General features: G+C 44.0%; 12 protein-coding genes and 2 pseudogenes. 10 read left to right on the top strand and 4 right to left on the bottom strand.

The annotated features are described in order from the left end of the window. The first annotated feature begins 623 nt into the window (after nt 1–623). The 10 genes and pseudogenes from D0T87_RS14785 (at nt 624) to D0T87_RS14740 (ending at nt 16685) form a co-directional block, all read left to right on the top strand. Nucleotides 624–2705 carry a glycoside hydrolase family 127 protein gene (locus tag D0T87_RS14785; RefSeq protein ID WP_163175916.1) on the top strand — a complete coding sequence of 694 codons (2082 nt, stop codon included), beginning with the start codon at nt 624–626 and terminating at the stop codon, nt 2703–2705. Nucleotides 2706–2712: 7 nt separating this feature from the next. Beyond that, a complete protein-coding gene (locus tag D0T87_RS14780; RefSeq protein WP_163175915.1) occupies nt 2713–4080 on the top strand; it encodes an MFS transporter in 1368 nt (455 codons plus the stop codon). Next, on the top strand, nt 4070–6271 hold the full coding sequence (locus D0T87_RS14775) for an alpha-L-rhamnosidase C-terminal domain-containing protein (protein ID WP_163175914.1): 2202 nt from the start codon (nt 4070–4072) through the stop codon (nt 6269–6271). The genes D0T87_RS14780 and D0T87_RS14775 overlap by 11 nt, the downstream gene beginning before the upstream one ends. Nucleotides 6272–6360: 89 nt before the next feature. Beyond that, entirely contained in the window at nt 6361–7284 is a 924-nt protein-coding gene (locus tag D0T87_RS14770; RefSeq protein ID WP_163175913.1) for a dihydrodipicolinate synthase family protein, read from the top strand. A 147-nt stretch (nt 7285–7431) separates the two neighbouring features. Continuing rightward, a complete protein-coding gene (locus tag D0T87_RS14765; protein ID WP_163175912.1) occupies nt 7432–8907 on the top strand; it encodes a sodium:solute symporter in 1476 nt (491 codons plus the stop codon). A 53-nt stretch (nt 8908–8960) separates the two neighbouring features. Further along, nucleotides 8961–10820, top strand: coding sequence for a right-handed parallel beta-helix repeat-containing protein (locus tag D0T87_RS14760; protein ID WP_163175911.1), 1860 nt, complete (start codon nt 8961–8963; stop codon nt 10818–10820). Nucleotides 10821–10964: 144 nt separating this feature from the next. After that, on the top strand, nt 10965–13220 hold the full coding sequence (locus D0T87_RS14755) for an alpha-xylosidase (RefSeq protein WP_163175910.1): 2256 nt from the start codon (nt 10965–10967) through the stop codon (nt 13218–13220). Then, a pseudogene (locus D0T87_RS25120) lies at nt 13217–14307 on the top strand (cobalamin-binding protein); the annotation flags it as partial. The gene D0T87_RS14755 and the pseudogene D0T87_RS25120, both read left to right, overlap by 4 nt. Before the next feature lie 125 nt (nt 14308–14432). Next, nucleotides 14433–15053, top strand: a pseudogene (locus tag D0T87_RS25115) (corrinoid protein); the annotation flags it as partial. A gap of 57 nt (nt 15054–15110) precedes the next feature. Beyond that, nucleotides 15111–16685 carry a sodium:solute symporter gene (locus tag D0T87_RS14740; protein WP_163175908.1) on the top strand — a complete coding sequence of 525 codons (1575 nt, stop codon included), beginning with the start codon at nt 15111–15113 and terminating at the stop codon, nt 16683–16685. Between the two features lie 88 nt (nt 16686–16773). Here the strand turns inward: D0T87_RS14740 and D0T87_RS14735 are convergent, their stop codons facing one another. The 4 genes from D0T87_RS14735 to D0T87_RS14720 all read right to left on the bottom strand — a co-directional run bounded on the left by D0T87_RS14735 (nt 16774) and on the right by D0T87_RS14720 (nt 19192). Continuing rightward, nucleotides 16774–17193: a PIN domain-containing protein gene (locus D0T87_RS14735; protein ID WP_163175907.1), complete on the bottom strand. Its 420-nt coding sequence runs from the start codon at nt 17191–17193 to the stop codon at nt 16774–16776. After that, on the bottom strand, nt 17193–17432 hold the full coding sequence (locus D0T87_RS14730; protein WP_163175906.1) for a DUF6364 family protein: 240 nt from the start codon (nt 17430–17432) through the stop codon (nt 17193–17195). Before D0T87_RS14730 ends, D0T87_RS14735 begins: the two co-directional genes overlap by 1 nt. Nucleotides 17433–17502: 70 nt before the next feature. Further along, nucleotides 17503–18189 carry a vitamin B12 dependent-methionine synthase activation domain-containing protein gene (locus D0T87_RS14725; RefSeq protein ID WP_370526857.1) on the bottom strand — a complete coding sequence of 229 codons (687 nt, stop codon included), beginning with the start codon at nt 18187–18189 and terminating at the stop codon, nt 17503–17505. Further along, nucleotides 18176–19192, bottom strand: coding sequence for a uroporphyrinogen decarboxylase family protein (locus D0T87_RS14720; protein WP_163175905.1), 1017 nt, complete (start codon nt 19190–19192; stop codon nt 18176–18178). Before D0T87_RS14720 ends, D0T87_RS14725 begins: the two co-directional genes overlap by 14 nt. Nucleotides 19193–19900: the final 708 nt, after the last annotated feature.

Raw genomic sequence — 19900 nt, 5'->3', positions numbered from 1 at the left:
GCAGATCAAAAAGATAGTATTTGTTCTATTCTGATTACATGCAAGTTTTCTAAAAACCGTCAATGAGATGTTAAAATCAGGTTTTAGGCTTGCTTCTACAGTGTATTATTGATATTTGGAAGTGCCCCAGCGCAATAATTTCTACACTTGAGCCGCGTACTGCTGGCAGCGCGCGGCTCAAGTATCGACAGTCAAGCGCTCAAGTATCAACAGTCAAGCGCTCAAGTGTCGACAGCCAAGCGCTCAAGTGTTCAGCGTGTTTCATTTTATAGATTTCCATCCTCTGGTTGGTCTGTTTTAAGCGCAATAATTAAAGTGTGTATTTGCTGCACTTGTTTTAACTTGTGCGGCCATTCGTAATTTGTTTTATTATATTTTGGATATTTAGGTAGTTTATCCCAGAAAATCGAATCTTTTTGATTTTTGCTAACGCAATTCTTTTGCCATTCTTCCTTACCTTTCTGCCCCAAGCCCGGAATATGCAATTACCACTCCATTCTATTATCAAAATGTCATTTCTGTCATAACAATACAAAAGTGCGTACCCGTCTATAACTCCTTTTTCCTGAGTACACCCCGTCCTTTTTTTCGTCCTTTCATTATTAATAATATCATGATTCATAATGAAAGCGCTTAAAATTACCATCCTATCTTCAATTATCGCAATGGGTGTATCTGCCCAGAACAATGGCCTGACCGATATGAGCCAAAGCAAATACGCACAAATGGCAAACACAGAGTTAGGCTCGGTTCGCTGGACAAATGGTTTCTGGGGAGATCGTTTCAATGTCTTTAAAGACAACACCATCCTGAGCATGTGGAAAACCTGGAACACCCCGGAACTATCACACGGCTTCCGGAACTTTGAAATTGCTGCCGGCGTTTGCCCGGGCGAACACTGGGGACCTCCGTTCCATGACGGCGATGTCTACAAATGGCTCGAAGGCGTGGCATCGGTATACGCCATAACCAAAGACCCGAAGCTGGATGAGTTGATGGACCATGTAATCGACCACATCGCCAAAGCACAACGCGAAGATGGCTATATCCATACCCCCGTAGTGATTGAAGAACGCAATAAAGGCATTGACACACATAAGAAATCACAAACCCTGATCGGTACCAAAGTAGGAGAGGAGGACGAAAAAGGCGCCTTTGCCAATCGTCTGAACTTTGAAACCTATAACCTGGGACACCTGATGATGGCAGGTATCGTGCATCATCGGGCAACCGGTAAAAACACGTTGCTTGATGTAGCCGTGAAAGCAACAGACTTCCTTTGTCACTTTTACGAAACCGCTTCGGCCGAACTGGCGCGCAACGCCATCTGTCCGTCACATTATATGGGCGTAGTAGAAATGTACCGCACCACTCGCAATCTCCGTTACCTGGAACTATCCAAGAACCTGATCGACATTCGCGGCATGGTAGAAAACGGAACAGACGATAATCAGGACCGTGTACCCTTCCGCGACCAGACAAAAGCAATGGGGCATGCCGTACGTGCAAACTATCTATACGCCGGAGTGGCTGATGTATATGCCGAAACCGGAGAAAAACTGTTGATGGAAAACCTGGAAAGCATCTGGAAAGATATCGTTACCCGTAAAATGTACATCACCGGCGCCTGCGGAGCGTTGTACGATGGAACCTCTCCGGACGGAACATGCTATGAACCGGATAGCATACAGAAAGTACACCAAAGCTACGGTCGCCCCTACCAACTGCCGAACAGTACAGCCCACAACGAAACCTGTGCCAATATCGGAAATATGCTATTCAACTGGCGCATGTTCCAAACCAGTCGCGATGCTAAATATATAGACATCGTAGAGAACTGCTTTTATAACAGCATCCTGAGTGGAATCAGTCTGGATGGAAAAAAATACTTCTATACCAATCCGCTACGTATCAGCCATGACTTGCCTTACACACTACGTTGGCCCAAAGAACGTATGGAATATATCAGTTGCTTCTGCTGCCCGCCGAACACAGTACGTACCTTGTGCGAAGCGCAGAATTATGCTTACTCCATCAACGAAGAAGGCATCTGGTGCAATATGTATGGCGGAAGCGAACTGGAAACCAAGTTGACCAGCGGAGATAAAGTAAAACTCGTACAAGTATCGGACTATCCCTGGGATGGCAACGTACAACTGACTGTTGAAACAGCGCCAAAGAAGAAAGCATTCTCCATCTTTATGCGTATCCCCGAATGGTGCCGGAAGGCTACAATTACTGTAAATGGTGAAGCTTGGAGCGGCACCTTGCTGCCGGATATGTATGTAGAATTAAACCGCGTTTGGAAAAAAGGAGATAAAGTGGAACTCATTATGCCAATGGAACCCGTATTAATGGAGTCTCACCCATTGGTAGAAGAAACCCGTAACCAGATAGCCGTAAAGCGTGGTCCATTAGTATATTGTCTGGAAAGCATAGACATTGAAGGTGGAAAACGCATAGATGATGTACTGATTCCTACAGATATTAAACTGACTCCAAAGAAAATTACGATCGAAGGAAGCCCTATCGTAGCACTGGAAGGCGTAGCACAACTGGCCGCCGGCGACTCTTGGGAAGACACACTTTATCGCCCGGTAGGACAAGTCAACCAGAACGTAAATATCCGTCTCATCCCATACTACGCCTGGGGAAACAGAGGAAAAACAGAAATGACAGTTTGGATGGCGGCGAGTCGTAAGTGATAAAAGCATGGAAAATAAAAAAGGAAGTTTAAAAAGTACAATTGTCGTATCGCTGACAAACTATTTGGATGCAGGTGCAATTGTAGCCGGAGCAAGCGGATTAACGCTTTGGCAAAGTTACCTCGGACTTACCGAAGGAAACCTCGGTTGGCTCAATGCCATTAGTGCAAACTGTTTTGGTGCGGCTATCGGTGCAATCATCGGTGGTTTCCTTGCCGATAAATATGGTAGAAAAACCATTTATACCTACAATATGCTGGTGTATATGCTGGGTATTGCCATTATAATGCTTGCCGTGAATTTCCCAATGCTACTACTCGGATTCCTGATTACAGGTATATCGGTCGGTGCCGGTGTTCCTGCTTCATGGACATATATATCCGAGAACTCGGAAGTAGGCAACCGCGGACGAAACATCGGTATCTCCCAGTTTGCCTGGGGAGTTGGCCCGGCTATCATTCTGATTCTGGGCATGCTGCTTGCTCCCGGAAAAGGAGGTGAATCAGCAGGAGTATTATTCGGATGGGTTCAAGATGCGGCAGCTTTCTTCTTAGGTAGCAATGCAAGTGTTGAAGCTGTCAATGTATTCAGTAGCCGCATTATATTCGGCTCCTTGTTTATCGTAGCATTTGTTGCATGGTTATTGCAGCGGCGGCTCGACGAGTCAAAAGATTGGGAAGCAGCCAAACTGGCGCAAAGCAAAGAAAAGCAGCCCAGTGTTTTTGCATCGTTCGGATCGCTCTTTACCAACAAAGTCAATGTGCGCACCATTCTTTTCCTTGCAGGTATTTACCTCACATGGAACTTTGTGGCAAGTGTAATGGGATTCTTCCAACCCCATATTTATGAAACCGCTGGCGGACTATCAAACGGACAAGCCAATATGTTGTCTGCCATACAATGGCTGATTATCGTTGCGGTAACTTACTTCGGCTTTGCCATGCTGGTTGATAAGGTAAATCAGCGGTGGCTCTATTTCTTTGGTGTAGGAATCGGCATCGTAGCATGGTTAATCCTTGTTTTTGTAGGCATAAAGGATCATTTCGCTTTATGGATTTTCACCATCCTTTGGGGAATTCAGGGAGGGATTAGTGTTCAGGCATTCTATGCGCTTTGGGCATCCGAATTATTCCCCGCTAAATATCGTGCTGCTGCACAGGGTGTTATGTTCTTTATCGTAAGAGGTGCTTCGGCACTGTGGGGACTGGTATTTGTCAATATCTACGGAAGAGACGGCGAAGGGTTCTACCTTGCAGCCTACATCATGATCGGACTACTGCTTGTTGCCTTATTAATCGGTACCATCTGGACCCCTCAAACCCGTGGCAAAACATTGGAACAAATAACTAAAGAAAGATACGGAGATGAAATTTGAGAATACGAACCCTCCCGCATGGAACCAACGGTCAGCGTTAGCTAAACCTGGGTGCGGTGCCTCACCGCTGTGGATATGGTATCCGGGCGATTATGAAATATGGTTGGGCAATGAAATGAACAACCGTCGTACCGAACGTGGGGCGTTCTTCCCCCCGTTCTGGAAAACAGACAGTCATTATGTAGTGGTAGAGTTCAGCAAGAAACTGAATCTTACTGTTCCTGAAGAAATAGAGATTACCGTAGAAGGACGATATAATGTAAAACTGGATGGCAAGTTACAATTTGGCTCACCCCAGACATTTGTGCTACCGGCAGGCGAGCACCACCTGAACATCAAAGTTTACAATCAGACTACTCCTCCAGCATTGTTTATAAAAGGTAAAACTGTTAACACCAATGCTAGTTGGAAGGTTACTTTCGAAGATAAAGAATGGATTGACGAAAGCGGTAAAGCGAGCGACACCTCTGCTACGGTATATATGGATGCCGGACATTGGAACTTCAATACAGCGGAGCAAAAACCATCGCAGTTTAAACTAGCCACTCAACCGGAGGAACCGGTGAAACTAACAACCGTTGACAACGGGGTATTAGTCGATTTCGGAAAGGAAACCTTTGGATTCATCCGTTTTCATGGCTTGAAAGGAACCGGAGACATCAAACTCTATTACGGAGAAAGCCCCGAAGAGGCCATGGATACCGAATATTGTGAAACACTGGATCAACTTCATATCAATCAGAATAAAGTAACAGACTTAGCTCTTAACGAGACTACAGATACCAATGGCGACTATACTTTAACCAATAGCAAAGCCTTTCGCTATGTATATGTGCAAACTTCACCTGAAGTAAGTTATAACAGCGTAAGTATGCTATATGAATACTTGCCTGTAGAATACCGTGGATCATTCCGTTGTAACGACGATGAACTGAACCGGATATGGGACATCGGCGCATACACCATGCACCTAACCACCCGCGAGTTCTTCATCGACGGAATCAAGCGCGACCGTTGGGTGTGGAGCGGTGATGCCATTCAAAGCTACCTGATGAACTACTATCTGTTCTTCGATAGTGAATCCGTTAAGCGTACCATATGGCTGCTTCGCGGCAAAGACCCCGTAACCAGCCATTCCAATACCATCATGGACTATACATTCTACTGGTTCATGAGCATCTATGACTATTATATGTATTCGGGCGATAAGCACTTCGTATCCCAGATCTATCCACGTATGCAAACCATGATGGATTATGTGTTGGGACGTACCAATAAAAACGGTATGGTGGAAGGCATGACGGGCGACTGGGTATTCGTAGACTGGGCAGACGGTTACCTGGATAAGAAAGGGGAACTTTCCTTTGAACAGGTTCTTTTCTGCAAAAGTCTTGAAACCATGGCATTGTGCGCTAACCTGGTAGAAGATACCGAAGGAGCACAACAATATACAAAATTGTCGGATAGCTTACGTGAGAAAATACAACCCGCTTTCTGGGACGACAACAAACAAGCGTTAGTACATAATCGTATAAACGGAGTCAAAAGCGATGCAGTAACCCGTTATTCCAATATGTTCTCCGTATTCTTCGATTATCTGAATGATACGCAGAAAGAAGCCATTAAAGATTCCGTATTACTGAATGACAATATCTTGAAAATCACCACTCCATATATGCGCTTCTATGAACTGGAAGCCCTTTGCGCACTTGGCAAACAAGAAGAGGTGATGAAGGAAATGAAAGCCTATTGGGGCGGAATGCTGGCGTTGGATGCTACTTCATTCTGGGAAAAATATAACCCGGAAGAGTCGGGCATTCAACATCTGGCTATGTATGGCCGTCCGTATGGAAAGAGCCTGTGCCATGCCTGGGGAGCCAGCCCGATTTACCTGTTGGGTAAGTATTATCTGGGTGTACGTCCGGTAAAAGAAGGATATAAAGAATTTGCCATTCATCCTGTATTAGGTGGATTGGAGTGGATGGAAGGTAATGTACCTACGCCTAACGGTAATATCTATGTATATATGGACAAGGAAAAGATAAAGATACAAGCAGGCGAGGGTAGCGGGTATGTGACATTTACCAGCCACAATGATCCTCAAACTAATATTGGCCGGGTGGAAGCCTTGGGCAATAATGAATACCGCCTTTGGGTAGATACTAAAGATGAAGTAATAATAAATAAGTAGCTGGAAGCTAGTAGTAAGGTCATACTTTTACGTTGCAATATCACTTCATTACCTTACTTCTAGCTTCTGACTTCTAACTCCTGAATAATATGAACAGATTAATCGCTAATGCCCCACTAAAGGGTATCATTCCCCCATTAGTTACTCCATTGCTGGATAACGATACACTAGATATTAAAGGTCTTGAAAACCTGATCGAACGCCTTATTGCAGGCGGTGTTCACGGATTGTTTATTCTGGGCACTACCGGAGAAGCTCAGAGCATCAGCTATTGCCTTCGTCGGCAGATGATTGAAGAAACAAGTCGGATTAACAATAAACGGCTTCCATTACTGGTGTGTATATCAGATACCAGTATAACAGAAAGTATCAAACTAGCTAATATTGCTGCCGATTGTGGAGCTGATGCCGTGGTGTCGGCACCTCCTTATTATTACGCTCCCAGTCAGGTGGAACTAGCTGAGTTTTATCTTGATCTGGCCGATCGGTTGCCTTTGCCGCTTTTCTTATACAATATGCCAAGCCATACCAAAGTAAACTTTGCACCGGAAACCATTCGCCAGATTGCGGAGAATAAAAATGTGATCGGTTTCAAAGATAGTTCGGCTAACGCGGTATATTTTCAAAGCGTGATGACTGCCATGAAAGACAGACCGGATTTTTCTATGCTGGTAGGTCCGGAAGAAATTACCGGAGAGATTGTACTTATGGGTGGACATGGAGGCATAAACGGTGGTGCTAATATGTTCCCGGAATTATATGTAAGTTTGTATAATGCTGCCGAAGCCGGTAATCTGCAAGAAGTCCGCCGTCTGCAAAAGACTATTATGCAGATATCGACAACTATTTATACGGTAGGGAAATATGGAAGCAGCTATTTGAAAGGTGTAAAGTGTGCCCTGGGGCTGTTGGGCGTTTGCAACGATCATCTGGCTGCTCCTTTCCATAAGTTTAAAGAACCGGAAAGAGGGAAGATCCAACTGGCGTTGGATCAGTTGAAAATTGAAAGTTGAAAGTTGAAAGTTACCATGCGGCATAAAAGTTGAGAGTTATCATGCCGCATGGTAACTTTCAACTTTCAACTTTCAATTTTCAACTCTTAACTCCAACACTATGCCGCATGGCAACTTTCAATTTTCAACTTTCAATTTTCAACTCTTATGACCATACTCGACATTATTGTTTTTATTGTATTTACCGGAGGAGTTGTTCTCTTTGGTTGCTCTTTCTTCCAAAAGAAGCGTACCAGTGACCAGATGACTGCCGCCGGACGTTCTCTTCCCGGCTGGGTAGTTGGGATGAGTATCTTTGCTACTTATGTAAGCAGTATCAGTTACCTGGCCTATCCGGGTAAAGCCTATATGAGCGACTGGAATGCTTTTGTATTCGGTCTTTCCATACCTATTGCTTCATATTTTGCAGCTAAATATTTTGTTCCTTTTTATCGAAGTCAGGGCAGTGTATCGGCCTACTCTTTTCTTGAAAAGCGCTTTGGCCCTTGGGCACGCGTGTATGCATCTACCTGTTATTTGCTGACACAGATTGCCCGCATGGGTTCCATTCTCTATTTGCTTGCACTACCCATGAATGCCTTATTAGGATGGGATATAAAGACAATCATTGTCTGCACATCCATTGCCATTACCTTCTATTCGATGATGGGAGGTATTAAAGCCGTGATCTGGACCGAGGCTATTCAGGGTTTCATCCTGATTGGTGGTGCAGTGGTTTGCTTCCTTGTCATCATATTCGGAATGCCCGAGGGACCTAAACAGTTCTGGGATATAGCCGTTGCCGACAATAAATTCTCGCTAGGTAGCTTCGGGTCCAGCCTAACAGAATCTACCTTCTGGGTTTGCCTGGTTTACGGTATTTTCATTAATCTGCAAAATTATGGCATCGACCAAAACTATGTGCAGCGCTATCTGACTGCAAAGGATGAAAAGAGCGCGAAGTTTTCCGCGCTGTTCGGCGGGTATTTATTCATACCCGTTTCGGCCGTTTTCTTCCTGATCGGTACAGGTTTGTATACATTCTATAAAGTGCAACCCGATCTTCTGCCGACTGGCACGGATGGCGATTTTGTATTCCCTTACTTTATTGTGCACCAGTTGCCTACAGGGTTAACCGGTTTATTGATCGCTTCTATTTTTGCAGCAGGCATGAGTACCATAGCAACCAGTATCACAAGTTCGGCAACCGTTCTTTTGACGGACTACTATCAGCGTTTCTTTAAAAAGTCGGCAACAGATAGTCAATCGGTACGTATGATTTACTTATCTAATGCAGCTATTGGTATTATCGGCATCTTTGTGGCTATTGCTTTCTTACAGGTCGAGAGTGCACTGGATGCTTGGTGGGCATTGTCATCTATCTTTAGCGGAGGAATGTTAGGGTTATTCCTATTGGGCTATTTAAGTAAAAAAGCACGGAACATAGATGCGATTATCGGAACTATTGCAGGTGTAATTGTTGTAATGTGGATGAGTTTGTCGCCGATATTCTTTACCGATGGTTTCCTGAGTGAGTTCCGCAGTCCGTTCCATGCCAACCTGACGATTGTGTTTGGTACTATTGTCATCTTCCTTGTCGGATTCCTGATGACAAAAGTATGCTGCAAGCGAGGCGCCCGATAATGATTTTCTATTTATAACCTGGGCGGTTTGCAAACCGCCCCTACATCTATATTATGAAGAAAAACTACGTATTTTGCTTACTTGCATTCCTATTCGCCCTGCCTGCACTAGCCGGTGAAATATGGGTAAGCCCTTCGGGAAAAGATTCAAATCCGGGAACAGAAGAAGCCCCATTCCTTACTATTACACAAGCGTTGAAACAAGCACGGGAGTGGCGGCGCTTATCCGATCCTTCCGTACAGAAAGGAATATGTATCATTCTGGAAGATGGAGTTTATCAGCAAGAGCGCACTATCTTTATTCGCCCTGAAGATAGCGGTATCGATGAAAGTCCCACACGGATTATCGCAGCACGCGGCGCGAAGCCCGTGATTAGCGGAGGGATCAACATTACCAACTGGAAGAGGCTTAGCCCCAGCGCCGCTCCGGCAGGTTTACCTGCGGCAGCAAAAGGTAAAGTTTGGGTGGCAGATTCCCCTATAGTAGGTAATCGGTTATTAGAATTCCGCCAGCTTTGGATTAATGGCAATAAGGCTGTCCGCGCTTCACAATTCGAACCCGGAAAGATGGAGCGTATGATTGACTTCGTGCCCGATAAAGAAGAAATCTGGATTCCCACACCCGACATAGCCTTCGTTGCTTCCTGCATGGAAACCTCGCCGGGGCGCGTCGCCCCCACGCAGATGGAAATGGTTGTTCACCAGCGTTGGGCAACGGCTATTCTGCGGGTGAAGGACTTTGACGTACAAGGGGAGAAAACCCGTGTTACCTTTCACCAACCAGAGAGTCAGTTGGAATTTGCTCATCCCTGGCCGCAACCGGTAATTGGAGGCGAGAAGGGGAATTCGGCTTTTTATCTCTGCAATGCCATCGAGTTGCTGGATACTCCGGGTGAGTGGTACAGAGATTATCCTACCGGTAAAGTTTACTACTGGCCGCGTGAGGGTGAAGATATGGAGAAGGCTTCGGCCATTGTTCCAGTTTTGGAACAATTGGTGTGGATAGATGGAACACTGGAACGTCCGGTATCTCATATCCATTTTGAAAACATTAGTTTTGAGCATACAGGGTGTATGCGTCCGTCATATCAGGGACATGTTACGTTACAGGGAGGTATGTATCTGATTGATGCATATAAACTACAAATCCCCGGATTACCCGAGAAAGCCTCACTTGAAAACCAGGCGTGGATTGCCCGCCCGGAGGCTGCGATCCGGATTAGAGGGGCATATGATGTTGATTTTACCGGGTGTACTTTTCAACATCTGGCATCAACCGGATTGGACTACGAATGGGCGGCAAGATATTCTACAGTAAAGGATTGTCACTTTACGGATATCGGCGGAACGGCACTCATGCTAGGTGCTTTCCCAAGCGGTGGATTTGAAACGCATGTACCTTACACTCCGCAAAATCCACAGGAATTGTGCTCACACATTCGTATATCAAATAATCTGATTACAGAAGTAACCAATGAAGACTGGGGCTGTGTGGGCATCGGTGCCGGATATGTTAGTGATGTAACCATTGAACAGAATGAAGTGAGTCATGTCAACTACTCCGGTATCTGTGTAGGATGGGGATGGACGAAGTCATATAGCGGCATGAAAAACAACCATATACAGGGAAACTATGTTCACCACTTTGCACGCCAGCTTTACGATGCGGGAGCCATATATACCCTCTCATCACAACCGGGTTCATCGATAATGGATAATCGTCTAGAGGCATTGATAGATGCACCTTATGCCACGAACGACCGTGCCTTCTATATCTATCTGGATGAAGCTACGTCTTACTATCGAATAGAAAACAACTGGTGCCCTGAAGAACGTTTCGATTCCAATACTCCCGGCCCGGGGAATAATTGGAAGAATAATGGGCCGAAGGCGCAGCATCATGAACCCAATTGATCCACATTCTTATCATTTTCATGTAGGGGCAGACACAAGGCCTGTCCCTACACCATGCTGATATATAGAATATGGGAAGTGCCAACCAGTAAATAGTCCTGCATTACTGATTACAAAAGGCTATATTCATCCGTCTCTTTTTACATGAAACAAACAAATTATCATTTATTTGATTTTCTCGACTTTGATGTCGACCTGAAGAGCGATGAAGCTCTTTGGAAGTCCTGTCGACCAACAGATATACAAGAGAAAAACGGAGATATATACATAACCGTACCCTTCCAGAAGCAAGTGCTGGCCAATGATATGGAGGCAGATACTACGGTGGAGCGTCAAAGTTCAACGCTTATAATTCGTCAGTACACACATAAAATCATGCGCGTATTTGTCGGGTTCGGACAGTATGAACTAACAGATCAATCGGAAATGCTTCAATTCAGTCCGGATGTAAAAAAGATCCCGCTGAAAGTAGTAAAGACTGATGGCGAATGGTTGATTATTGATGCAGATGGTATTCGTCGCGCATGGGTAAACCTGAAAGAACCTGTGCTGGATCATTGGAGTGACCTGCTGCCTGCACCGCAGGAAACACTCGACATCACTTTCTGGCCGGATGGCGAACGTGAGATACACATTAGTGCATATGACCATTTCTCTCCTCCGCGCTATGATGCTTTGCCACTTGCTTATGTGGTGAAAGAAGGGCAAAAGGAGAGGGCGACGATTTCCTTTACCGCTCAACCGGATGAAGTGTTTGCGGGAACTGGCGAACGCTTTTCCAAGATGGATTTGAGTGGGCATACATTCCAGTTAAAGAATCAGGATGGACAAGGGGTGAATAACCGTCGGGCATACAAGAATATTCCATTCTTCTTGTCCAGTCGTATGTACGGTATATTTTATCATACCAGTGCGCATAGCAAGTTATCTTTAGCAGACCACTCTACACGCTCGGTTCAATTCCTTAGCGACCAACCCTTGCTGGATGTCTTTCTGATTAGTGGCGAAACCCCCGAAGAAATATTAAAGGGCTACCGTAGCTTAACCGGATTCCCATCTATGCCCCCGCTGTGGAGTTTCGGAGTTTGGATGAGTCGTATGACTTATTTCAGTGCAGATGAAGTTACAGAGATCTGCGACCGTCTTCGTGCAGAGCACTATCCTTGTGATGTTATCCATTTAGATACCGGCTGGTTTAAAACTGATTGGCTCTGCGAATGGAAGTTCAACGATGAACGTTTCCCCGATCCGAAGAAATTTATCCATCAACTCAAAGATAATGGTTATCGCGTTTCCCTTTGGCAACTGCCTTATGTAGCCGAAGCGGCTGAACAAATAGACGAAGCTAAAGCCAATAACTATATCGGTCCATTGACAAAAGTGCAGGCCACAGACGGCTCTAACTTCTCTGCCCTGGATTATGCGGGTACCATCGATTTCACTTATCCCAAAGCCGTAGACTGGTATAAAGGTTTGCTCAAAAAGCTTCTGGATATGGGCGTTGTGTGCATCAAGGCCGATTTTGGGGAGAATATTCACATGGATGCCAAATATCATGGTATGTCTCCTGCATTATTGAATAATTTATATGCTTTGCTTTATCAGAAAGCTGCGTATGACATAACTAAAGAAGTTACCGGTGATGGTATCATCTGGGCACGTGCCGGTTGGGCAGGTTGCCAGCGTTACCCATTGCATTGGGGTGGTGATTCAGCATCTACCTGGGATGGTATGGCGGGATCACTGAAAGGAGGCCTGCACTTCGGCCTATCCGGATTTGCTTTCTGGAGCCATGATGTACCCGGATTCCATAGTTTGCCGAACTTTATGAACTCACCTGTTCCCGATGATCTATATGTACGTTGGACGCAATTCGGGGTCTTTACCTCGCATATACGTTATCACGGAACATCGAAGCGTGAACCCTGGCACTATCCGGCTATAGCGCCCATTGTGAAGAAATGGTGGAAACTTCGTTATGCCTTACTGCCTTACATTGTAGAACAAAGCGAGAAAGCAACTCGTACAGGACATACCTTGGTCCGGGCATTAATTTTCCACCATGCCGACGATAAACTCTGCTGGCACATTGACGATGAATATTACTTCGGAGATGATTTCCTTGTTGCTCCTGTAATGAACAGCGAGAATCGCCGCGATATTTATCTGCCCGAAGGCAAATGGGTAAACTTCTTCGATGGCACAGTATATGAAGGTGCCCGGTGGTTGAAAAACGTACATGTTCCATTGGAGGAAATGCCGGTGTATGTACGTTATGGAGCAGAAATCCCTTTCTATCCCGAAGCGGTGGAATGTACAGACGAAATGGATCTCTCCAAAGCTGTCTCCATTACAATAGACGAAACTTTTAAAGGTATCTTTAATAAGATAATAATATGAAAAAATTGGAAGTGGTACCTTGCCGCAGTGGCCGTTGGAAAGAAAACTGGGAAGAAAGCAGTCAACGATACCTCGATTGGTGGAACCAGAAAGGTGTGCTCATCAACATGTGGGAACACTTGCAGCAAGGTGTGGAACCTCACGTAAATATAGGTAAACCTATTCCTGCACAAAATCTGAATCAGCGTTGGTTTGATCCCGAGTGGCGTGCTGATGATTTGAATTATTATATGGCGCATAGTTCATTTCTGGCAGATATCCCTCCTGTAGCTAATACGCAGCTAGGACCAGGCTCTTTGGCAGCCATATTGGGAGGTGTGCTGGAAGGTGGAGAGGATACCATCTGGATACACCCCAATCCAAATCCGCAGCAAGATATTGTGTTCGACCCTGAAAACGCAGCCTGGAAACTACATAAAGATTTGCTCCGTGCTTGCAAGCAACGTACCAACGGCAACTACTACGTCGGCATGCCCGACCTCATGGAAGGATTGGACATTCTTGCCGCTCTTCACGGAACAGATACCGTGTTGATGGATACGGTTATGAATCCGGAACTCCTTGAGCACCAGCTAAAGCAAATTAACGAAATCTACTTCCGCGTATTCGATGAACTTTATGACATCATTCGTGAAGGTGATGAAATGGCTTTCTGTTATTTTTCGATCTGGGGACCAGGTAAAGTAAGCAAGCTGCAAAGTGATATTTCCATTATGATTAGCGAGGATGATTTCCGGCGTTTTGCTCAACCTTATTTACGCGAGCAATGCCAGAAGATTGACTATACCCTTTATCATTTGGATGGGGTGGGAGCTATCCGGCACGTGGACGCTCTGTTGGAAATAGAAGAACTCAATGCCATTCAGTGGACACCCGGAGTAGGAGAGCCGCAAGGTGGTGATCCTAAGTGGTACGATCTTTACCGTAAAATATTGGCGGGCGGAAAATCTATTATGCCTTGTTGGGTTACGTTGGATGAACTTCGCCCCTTATTAGACAATGTTGGTAACAACGGTTTGAATATCCTGATGGATTTCAAAAATGAGAAAGAAATAGAACAAGCAATGCGTATACTGGAGGAATATTAATCAGAAGCTAGAAGTAAGGAGTAAGAAGCTAGGTCAATGGAGCGATGCCGCAAGGGAAAGGACAATATCTAGCTACTAACTACTAGCTTCTAGTTCCTAAAAGCAATAAATAATGGAACTAAATCAACTCTACGACGCCATATTGGCTGGAAAAATGGAACAGGCCATTGAAATAACCCGTGAAGCTATTTATCAGGGCGTTGCCCCTCAGGAAATTATTAACGAATACATGATCAAAGCCATGGGCGAGATTGGTCAACGTTTTCAAGATGGAAAAGCGTTTGTACCACAACTACTTATGTCTGCCCGTGCTATGAAGGGGGCATTGGAGCTATTAAAGCCTTTATTGCAAGGTGCTGCTTCGGTGACCATTGGTAAAGTCGTGATCGGTACCGTTAAAGGCGACCTACACGATATCGGCAAGAACCTCGTTGCCTCCATGTTCGAAGGGTGTGGCTTTGAGGTCATTAATATCGGCATTGATGTACCCGCCGAAAAGTTTGTTGAAGCTGTAAAAGAGCATAATGCGGATATTCTTTGCATCAGCGCTCTGCTCACTACTACTATGACTTATATGGAAGTGGTTATCGAAGCATTGAAAGCTGCCGGTATCCGCGAACAGGTAAAGGTTATGGTAGGTGGCGCTCCTGTAAACGAGTCATTTGCCGTGCAAATCGGTGCTGATGGTTACAGCGATAATGCAAACTCGGCAGTAGCCAAAGCTAAAGAGCTGATTGGAGTTTAATTCAGTAATCAGAAGCTAGAAGTTAGTAGTTACTACTAGCTACTTAAAAATAATATTATGGAAGTACACTACCTGGAAACACTGGATTGGGGTATCCTTATCCTATATTTTGTCATACTGTTTGGAATCGGAATCTGGGCAAGCACCACCCGTAAAAAGGGAAGTAGCTTGTTCCTTGCCGAACGCTCATTGAAATGGCCAACCATTGGGTTCTCCATGTGGGGAACCAACGTCGGACCATCTATGCTCATCGCTTCTGCCAGTGCAGGATTTACAACAGGTATCGTTTCGGGTAACTTTGCGTGGTATGCCTTTGTTTTTATTTTCTTGCTGGCCTTCGTATTTGCTCCCCGTTATCTGGGGGCTAAGGTTGTCACTTTGCCCGAATTTATGGGCAAGCGTTTTGGGCAGTCCACCCGTAATATCCTTGCCTGGTACACCATTGTTACGATCCTGATTTCCTGGTTGGCGCTGACGCTTTTTGCGGGAGGCGTCCTGATCAAACAGATCTTCGATATTCCTATGTGGCAATCGGCAGTGATCCTGTTGCTCATCTCTGTATTCTTTACAGTGCTTGGTGGATTGAAGGCAGTGGCATATACCAATGTTTTCCAGATGCTTTTGCTGATTTTTGTTTCACTGACACTTACTATTGTCGGATTGAATAAGGTAGGGGGCGTTGCTGCACTGTATGATGCCGTACCTCATGATTACTGGAACCTGTTCCAGTCTAATGATGACCCTGATTTTCCCTGGCTTCCTATTCTTTTGGGATATCCGGTAATGGGAGTCTGGTTCTGGTGTACAGACCAATCTATGGTACAGCCTGTGTTGGCTGCCAAGAATCTGGAACAGGGCCAGTTGGGGGCTAACTTTACCGGTTGGTTAAAGATTCTGGACGTGCCTCTTTATATAATTCCAGGTATACTTTGTCTGGCTTTGTATCCTTCTTTACAGAATCCGGACGAAGCTTATATGACTATGGTTACCAACTTGTTTCCCAATGGTATGGTAGGTTTGGTGTTGGCTGTGCTGACTGCTGCTTTGGTTAGTACTATTGGTTCGGCATTGAATGCGTTGAGTACGGTCTTTACTATGGATATCTATGTGAAACGTATTAAACCTGACGCACAGCAAGGTGATATTATTAAAACGGGGCGTATCGTAACGGTGGTCGGAGCTATTATTTCCATCCTTATTACGATTGCTATTGATAGTATTAAAGGGCTTAACCTGTTTAATGTATTCCAATCGGTATTAGGATTTATTGCTCCTCCAATGGCTGCTGTATTTTTGTTTGGTGTATTCTGGAAGAAAGCTACCGCCCGAGCAGCTAATATGGCCCTGACCTTTGGTACCGCATTCAGCCTTATTGTAGGTATACTTTATCTGTGGGTTTTGCCGGCGGATAAGTATGATTTCTGGCCGCACTTTATGATGCTTTCATTCCTTCTTTTTGTGGTGATTTCTATCGCTATGATAGTGGTTAGCGCGTTAGATACGAGTAATCAAACTCAAAATACGCTTGATTTTGGAACGCTTGCAGTACCTACCAGGCGTGTGACCATTTTATGGATCATGCTTATTATCGTGATGGTTGGGTTGTATTTGTTCTTCAATGGGCATGTGTAAAAAAGAAGCTGTCTCAAAAATAATACATTAACTACAAATGTGGAATTTTGAGACAGCTTCTTTTATCTTATTGTTGATATCTGATTTGCTATTCGTTTTTAAAGCGCGTAACATATTCTTTTGCAGTAAAGACAGGGATTTTGGACGTTTTAAAATCTTTTTTATTGCGGGTAATAATGTAATTCAAACTACTTTGTTGAGCACTGTGATACTGAATTGCATCTTCAAAATCGGTGAAGTCGGAAACAAGTGCTAAGTCTATTACTTTATCATCAAGGGGTAGTGTCTTTGCTAATATCTTGAATTTACCAAGTATTTTACGTGCATCGTTTGGCGAATAATGTTTACTTAATATATAATGTGTATTGGCCAAAGTTAAGGCTGAAACAAATAACTTAATTTTTCCTCTATCAGAAAGCGTAAACAGTTCTTGGGCTTCTACATAAAAGTCTTCTCTTTTGGCTAATAAGTCAAGAACAATGTTTGTGTCTACTAAAACTTTATCCATTACATGTATTTTTGTTGTAAATGATCTCTGTATTCATTGCGTTCATCTTTTGTATCAGGAATAATACCTGTCAGACTTTCTACCAACGCACTAACTTCTTTTTTTTCTTTGGGCTTTTCCACCAAAGAATTAAGATAATTCTCTATGAGATTGGACAAACTTACACGGTGTTTCCTGGCATATCTTTTAGCTTCTTCTACAATGCCTTTGTCTACATTTAATGTTAGTTTAGTATTCATGTTGATTCCTTTCTTTTCTATATCATAATGTTACGTGCAAATATAAGAAAAATATACGTATTTGAATCTTCTATATACCTAATTTAATCTTTTTCTTATAACACCGTTCGAAAGTGCACACCCCACAACTGTATTCCATCCTCCGCACCTGAGCGCCAATCCCAATAATCCCACTAACGGATTTAATAGGAATCATCAGGCTGGATTCTGTAAGTTGTATGCCGCAAGGCGACGGGGTAGGGAAAAGTGAGAAAAGTTTTTGCTGTTCGGAAACATGCCAGTCACAATATCCGGGACTGAAACGGTTGGTGTGTTTTAGACCTTGCGGAGCAATATTTGAGGTTAACACATTTTCCATGTAATCGGCCACTTTTTCAGCAAAGCAGCTACCTAGGGAATCGGCGATATATTGTAATACCATATCGTCGCATTGCTTAACCTTCTCCATCCACTGTTCAAATTCCTGTCCGGCGGTAGCTGCGAAAAGGACAAAAGCTTCCGAATGAACCAATTGTTTGGCAATAATAGAACCTATATTAAGGGTGTTTTGCGCGATTTGTAGCGTGTTCTTATCTAATGAACCATTTGTTGTAAAATACATGAAACGACCTATGGCAAAGGAAGCCACATGTTCAATGACTTCCTCTACAATCTCCCGGATATCTTCTCCCGGAGTCTCCGTGCCATAGCCCATGGCTTCGTATACTTCTTCGGGAGTGATGGATAATTCGTTAAACGGTATGTTATGCTCTTGAATCATTATATGTTTTCAGTGCCTCAAAGAAAGCATCTATATTTTCGGCCGGAACCTCAGGGGGGGTATCGCAACCGCTTGAAAGTACGAAGTTTGGATAAGGTTCCATGTCGGCCAGCAATTGCAGAGCATCTCTTTTTATGCTTTCGGCAGAACCTTGTTTGAATACAGCGACTGGGTCCAGATTGCCCAGTCCCAATGCATCGGCAGGAATTTCTTTCATGGCGACCGTCATGTCAATATTATTACCGAAATGATAGCCGGCAGCTCCGGTATAAACCATGGCCGGAGTACATTGCCCCATATTACCGCAGTTATGCAGAATAACAGCGAAGGTATCATCCTGCACGGCATCTATAATTTCTTTAACGAAAATAGAAGAGAATTGCTGGCAATCTTCATTGGAAAGAAGTCCCGCTGCGGGTTCTGCAATGACCACTCCGGCTACGCCGGTTTCTTTTAGCGCACGGCAATAAGAAAGAATAAAATCGGTACATTTCTGTAATAGCAGGTTGGCGGCATCGGGGTTAATATAAATCAGCATCATGATTTCCGACATATCGTATAAACGTCCGGCAAGGGAGTAAGGGCCGATACAACCGGCTAGTACCGGACGGTCTGTAATGGTTTCGGCAGCCAAACGGTTGGCTTTGAGGTATTCGCCAACGCGACCTTTGTCCAGTTCCGGAACTTGCAATGCTTCAATACCAGCTTCGTCTGTAATCAATCGGCCAACAACGCTGGGTACTTCATGTTTAGGAAAAATAATTTCTGCACCGAAAGCTTCGGCTTCTACAGTTAAGTCCATGATAACGGTGGCAGCGGCCGACGGATAACGCTGGTTGAGCGTTTGGATGGCCCGGAAATGAACCTCGCCGTCGGTTACGGCATCGCGTACCGAATTGCCGTTCATTTCAATGCCAGGGTGTGTCATGATAGGGATAGCCACCCGTTTCTTGTCTGCAATTATTTCCTGAATAAAGGAACGCATATTTATTTTACCCATATGTCTTTTTATATTTATTGGTACTTGATGAATAAACACTTTAGTGTTTAAGACGAAGAAGTATGAAAATGTACTCACCGAGAGGGGAGAACTGTAAGTTTTAAGAGTTTCTGAAAATGTCTAATTGATGCGTATTTGTTTGATTTGTGTGTTCTATTTCTTCCGTTTTTAATTTTATATGCGCTTTTTGATAATGTGTCTGTGCCGGATTCTTTCCGCTCAAAGTATAGGATGTGCCTCAGAGGGCATATGGCGACTATTTATGGGTTATCTAAAAGAAGATTTTTAGCTTAAAAAGGGAAGAAAAAGCATATTTTCTATGCTAATAGGCAGTTTCTTTGATAGAAAACTGGAGTGTCCCGACAACTTTTTCTTATTTTCTTGTTTAACAAGGTGACTGGCTCACTTAACACGTCAACTTTCTACATGAATAAAAATCATAGGCCACACTAAACACCACTACCTGCATTGTTATACCTCGAAGTTGATGTGTTAACGTAGACAGTTGATGCGTTTAACAAGGAGGATAAAAAGTGTTGATTTCATTTTTTCAGTGCATAAAAGATTGAATAACTTAGAAGAAGTGTAAATTCAGGAGGCTACTTTCTCTATTTTAATCGTTTTTCTATTAATCTTTAAATAATCATATTATCGGTGTAACTGTTTGGTTTGTGAAATATTGTTTTGGCGAGTTTGCTTTTTCTTTCT

It is taken from the genome of Bacteroides sp. 51 (genome assembly GCF_010500965.1).
In the GTDB taxonomy this organism is placed as follows: domain Bacteria; phylum Bacteroidota; class Bacteroidia; order Bacteroidales; family Bacteroidaceae; genus Bacteroides.
The sequence above is the reverse complement of the archived record's forward strand: the minus strand, read 5'-3'. Positions and strand labels throughout refer to the sequence as shown.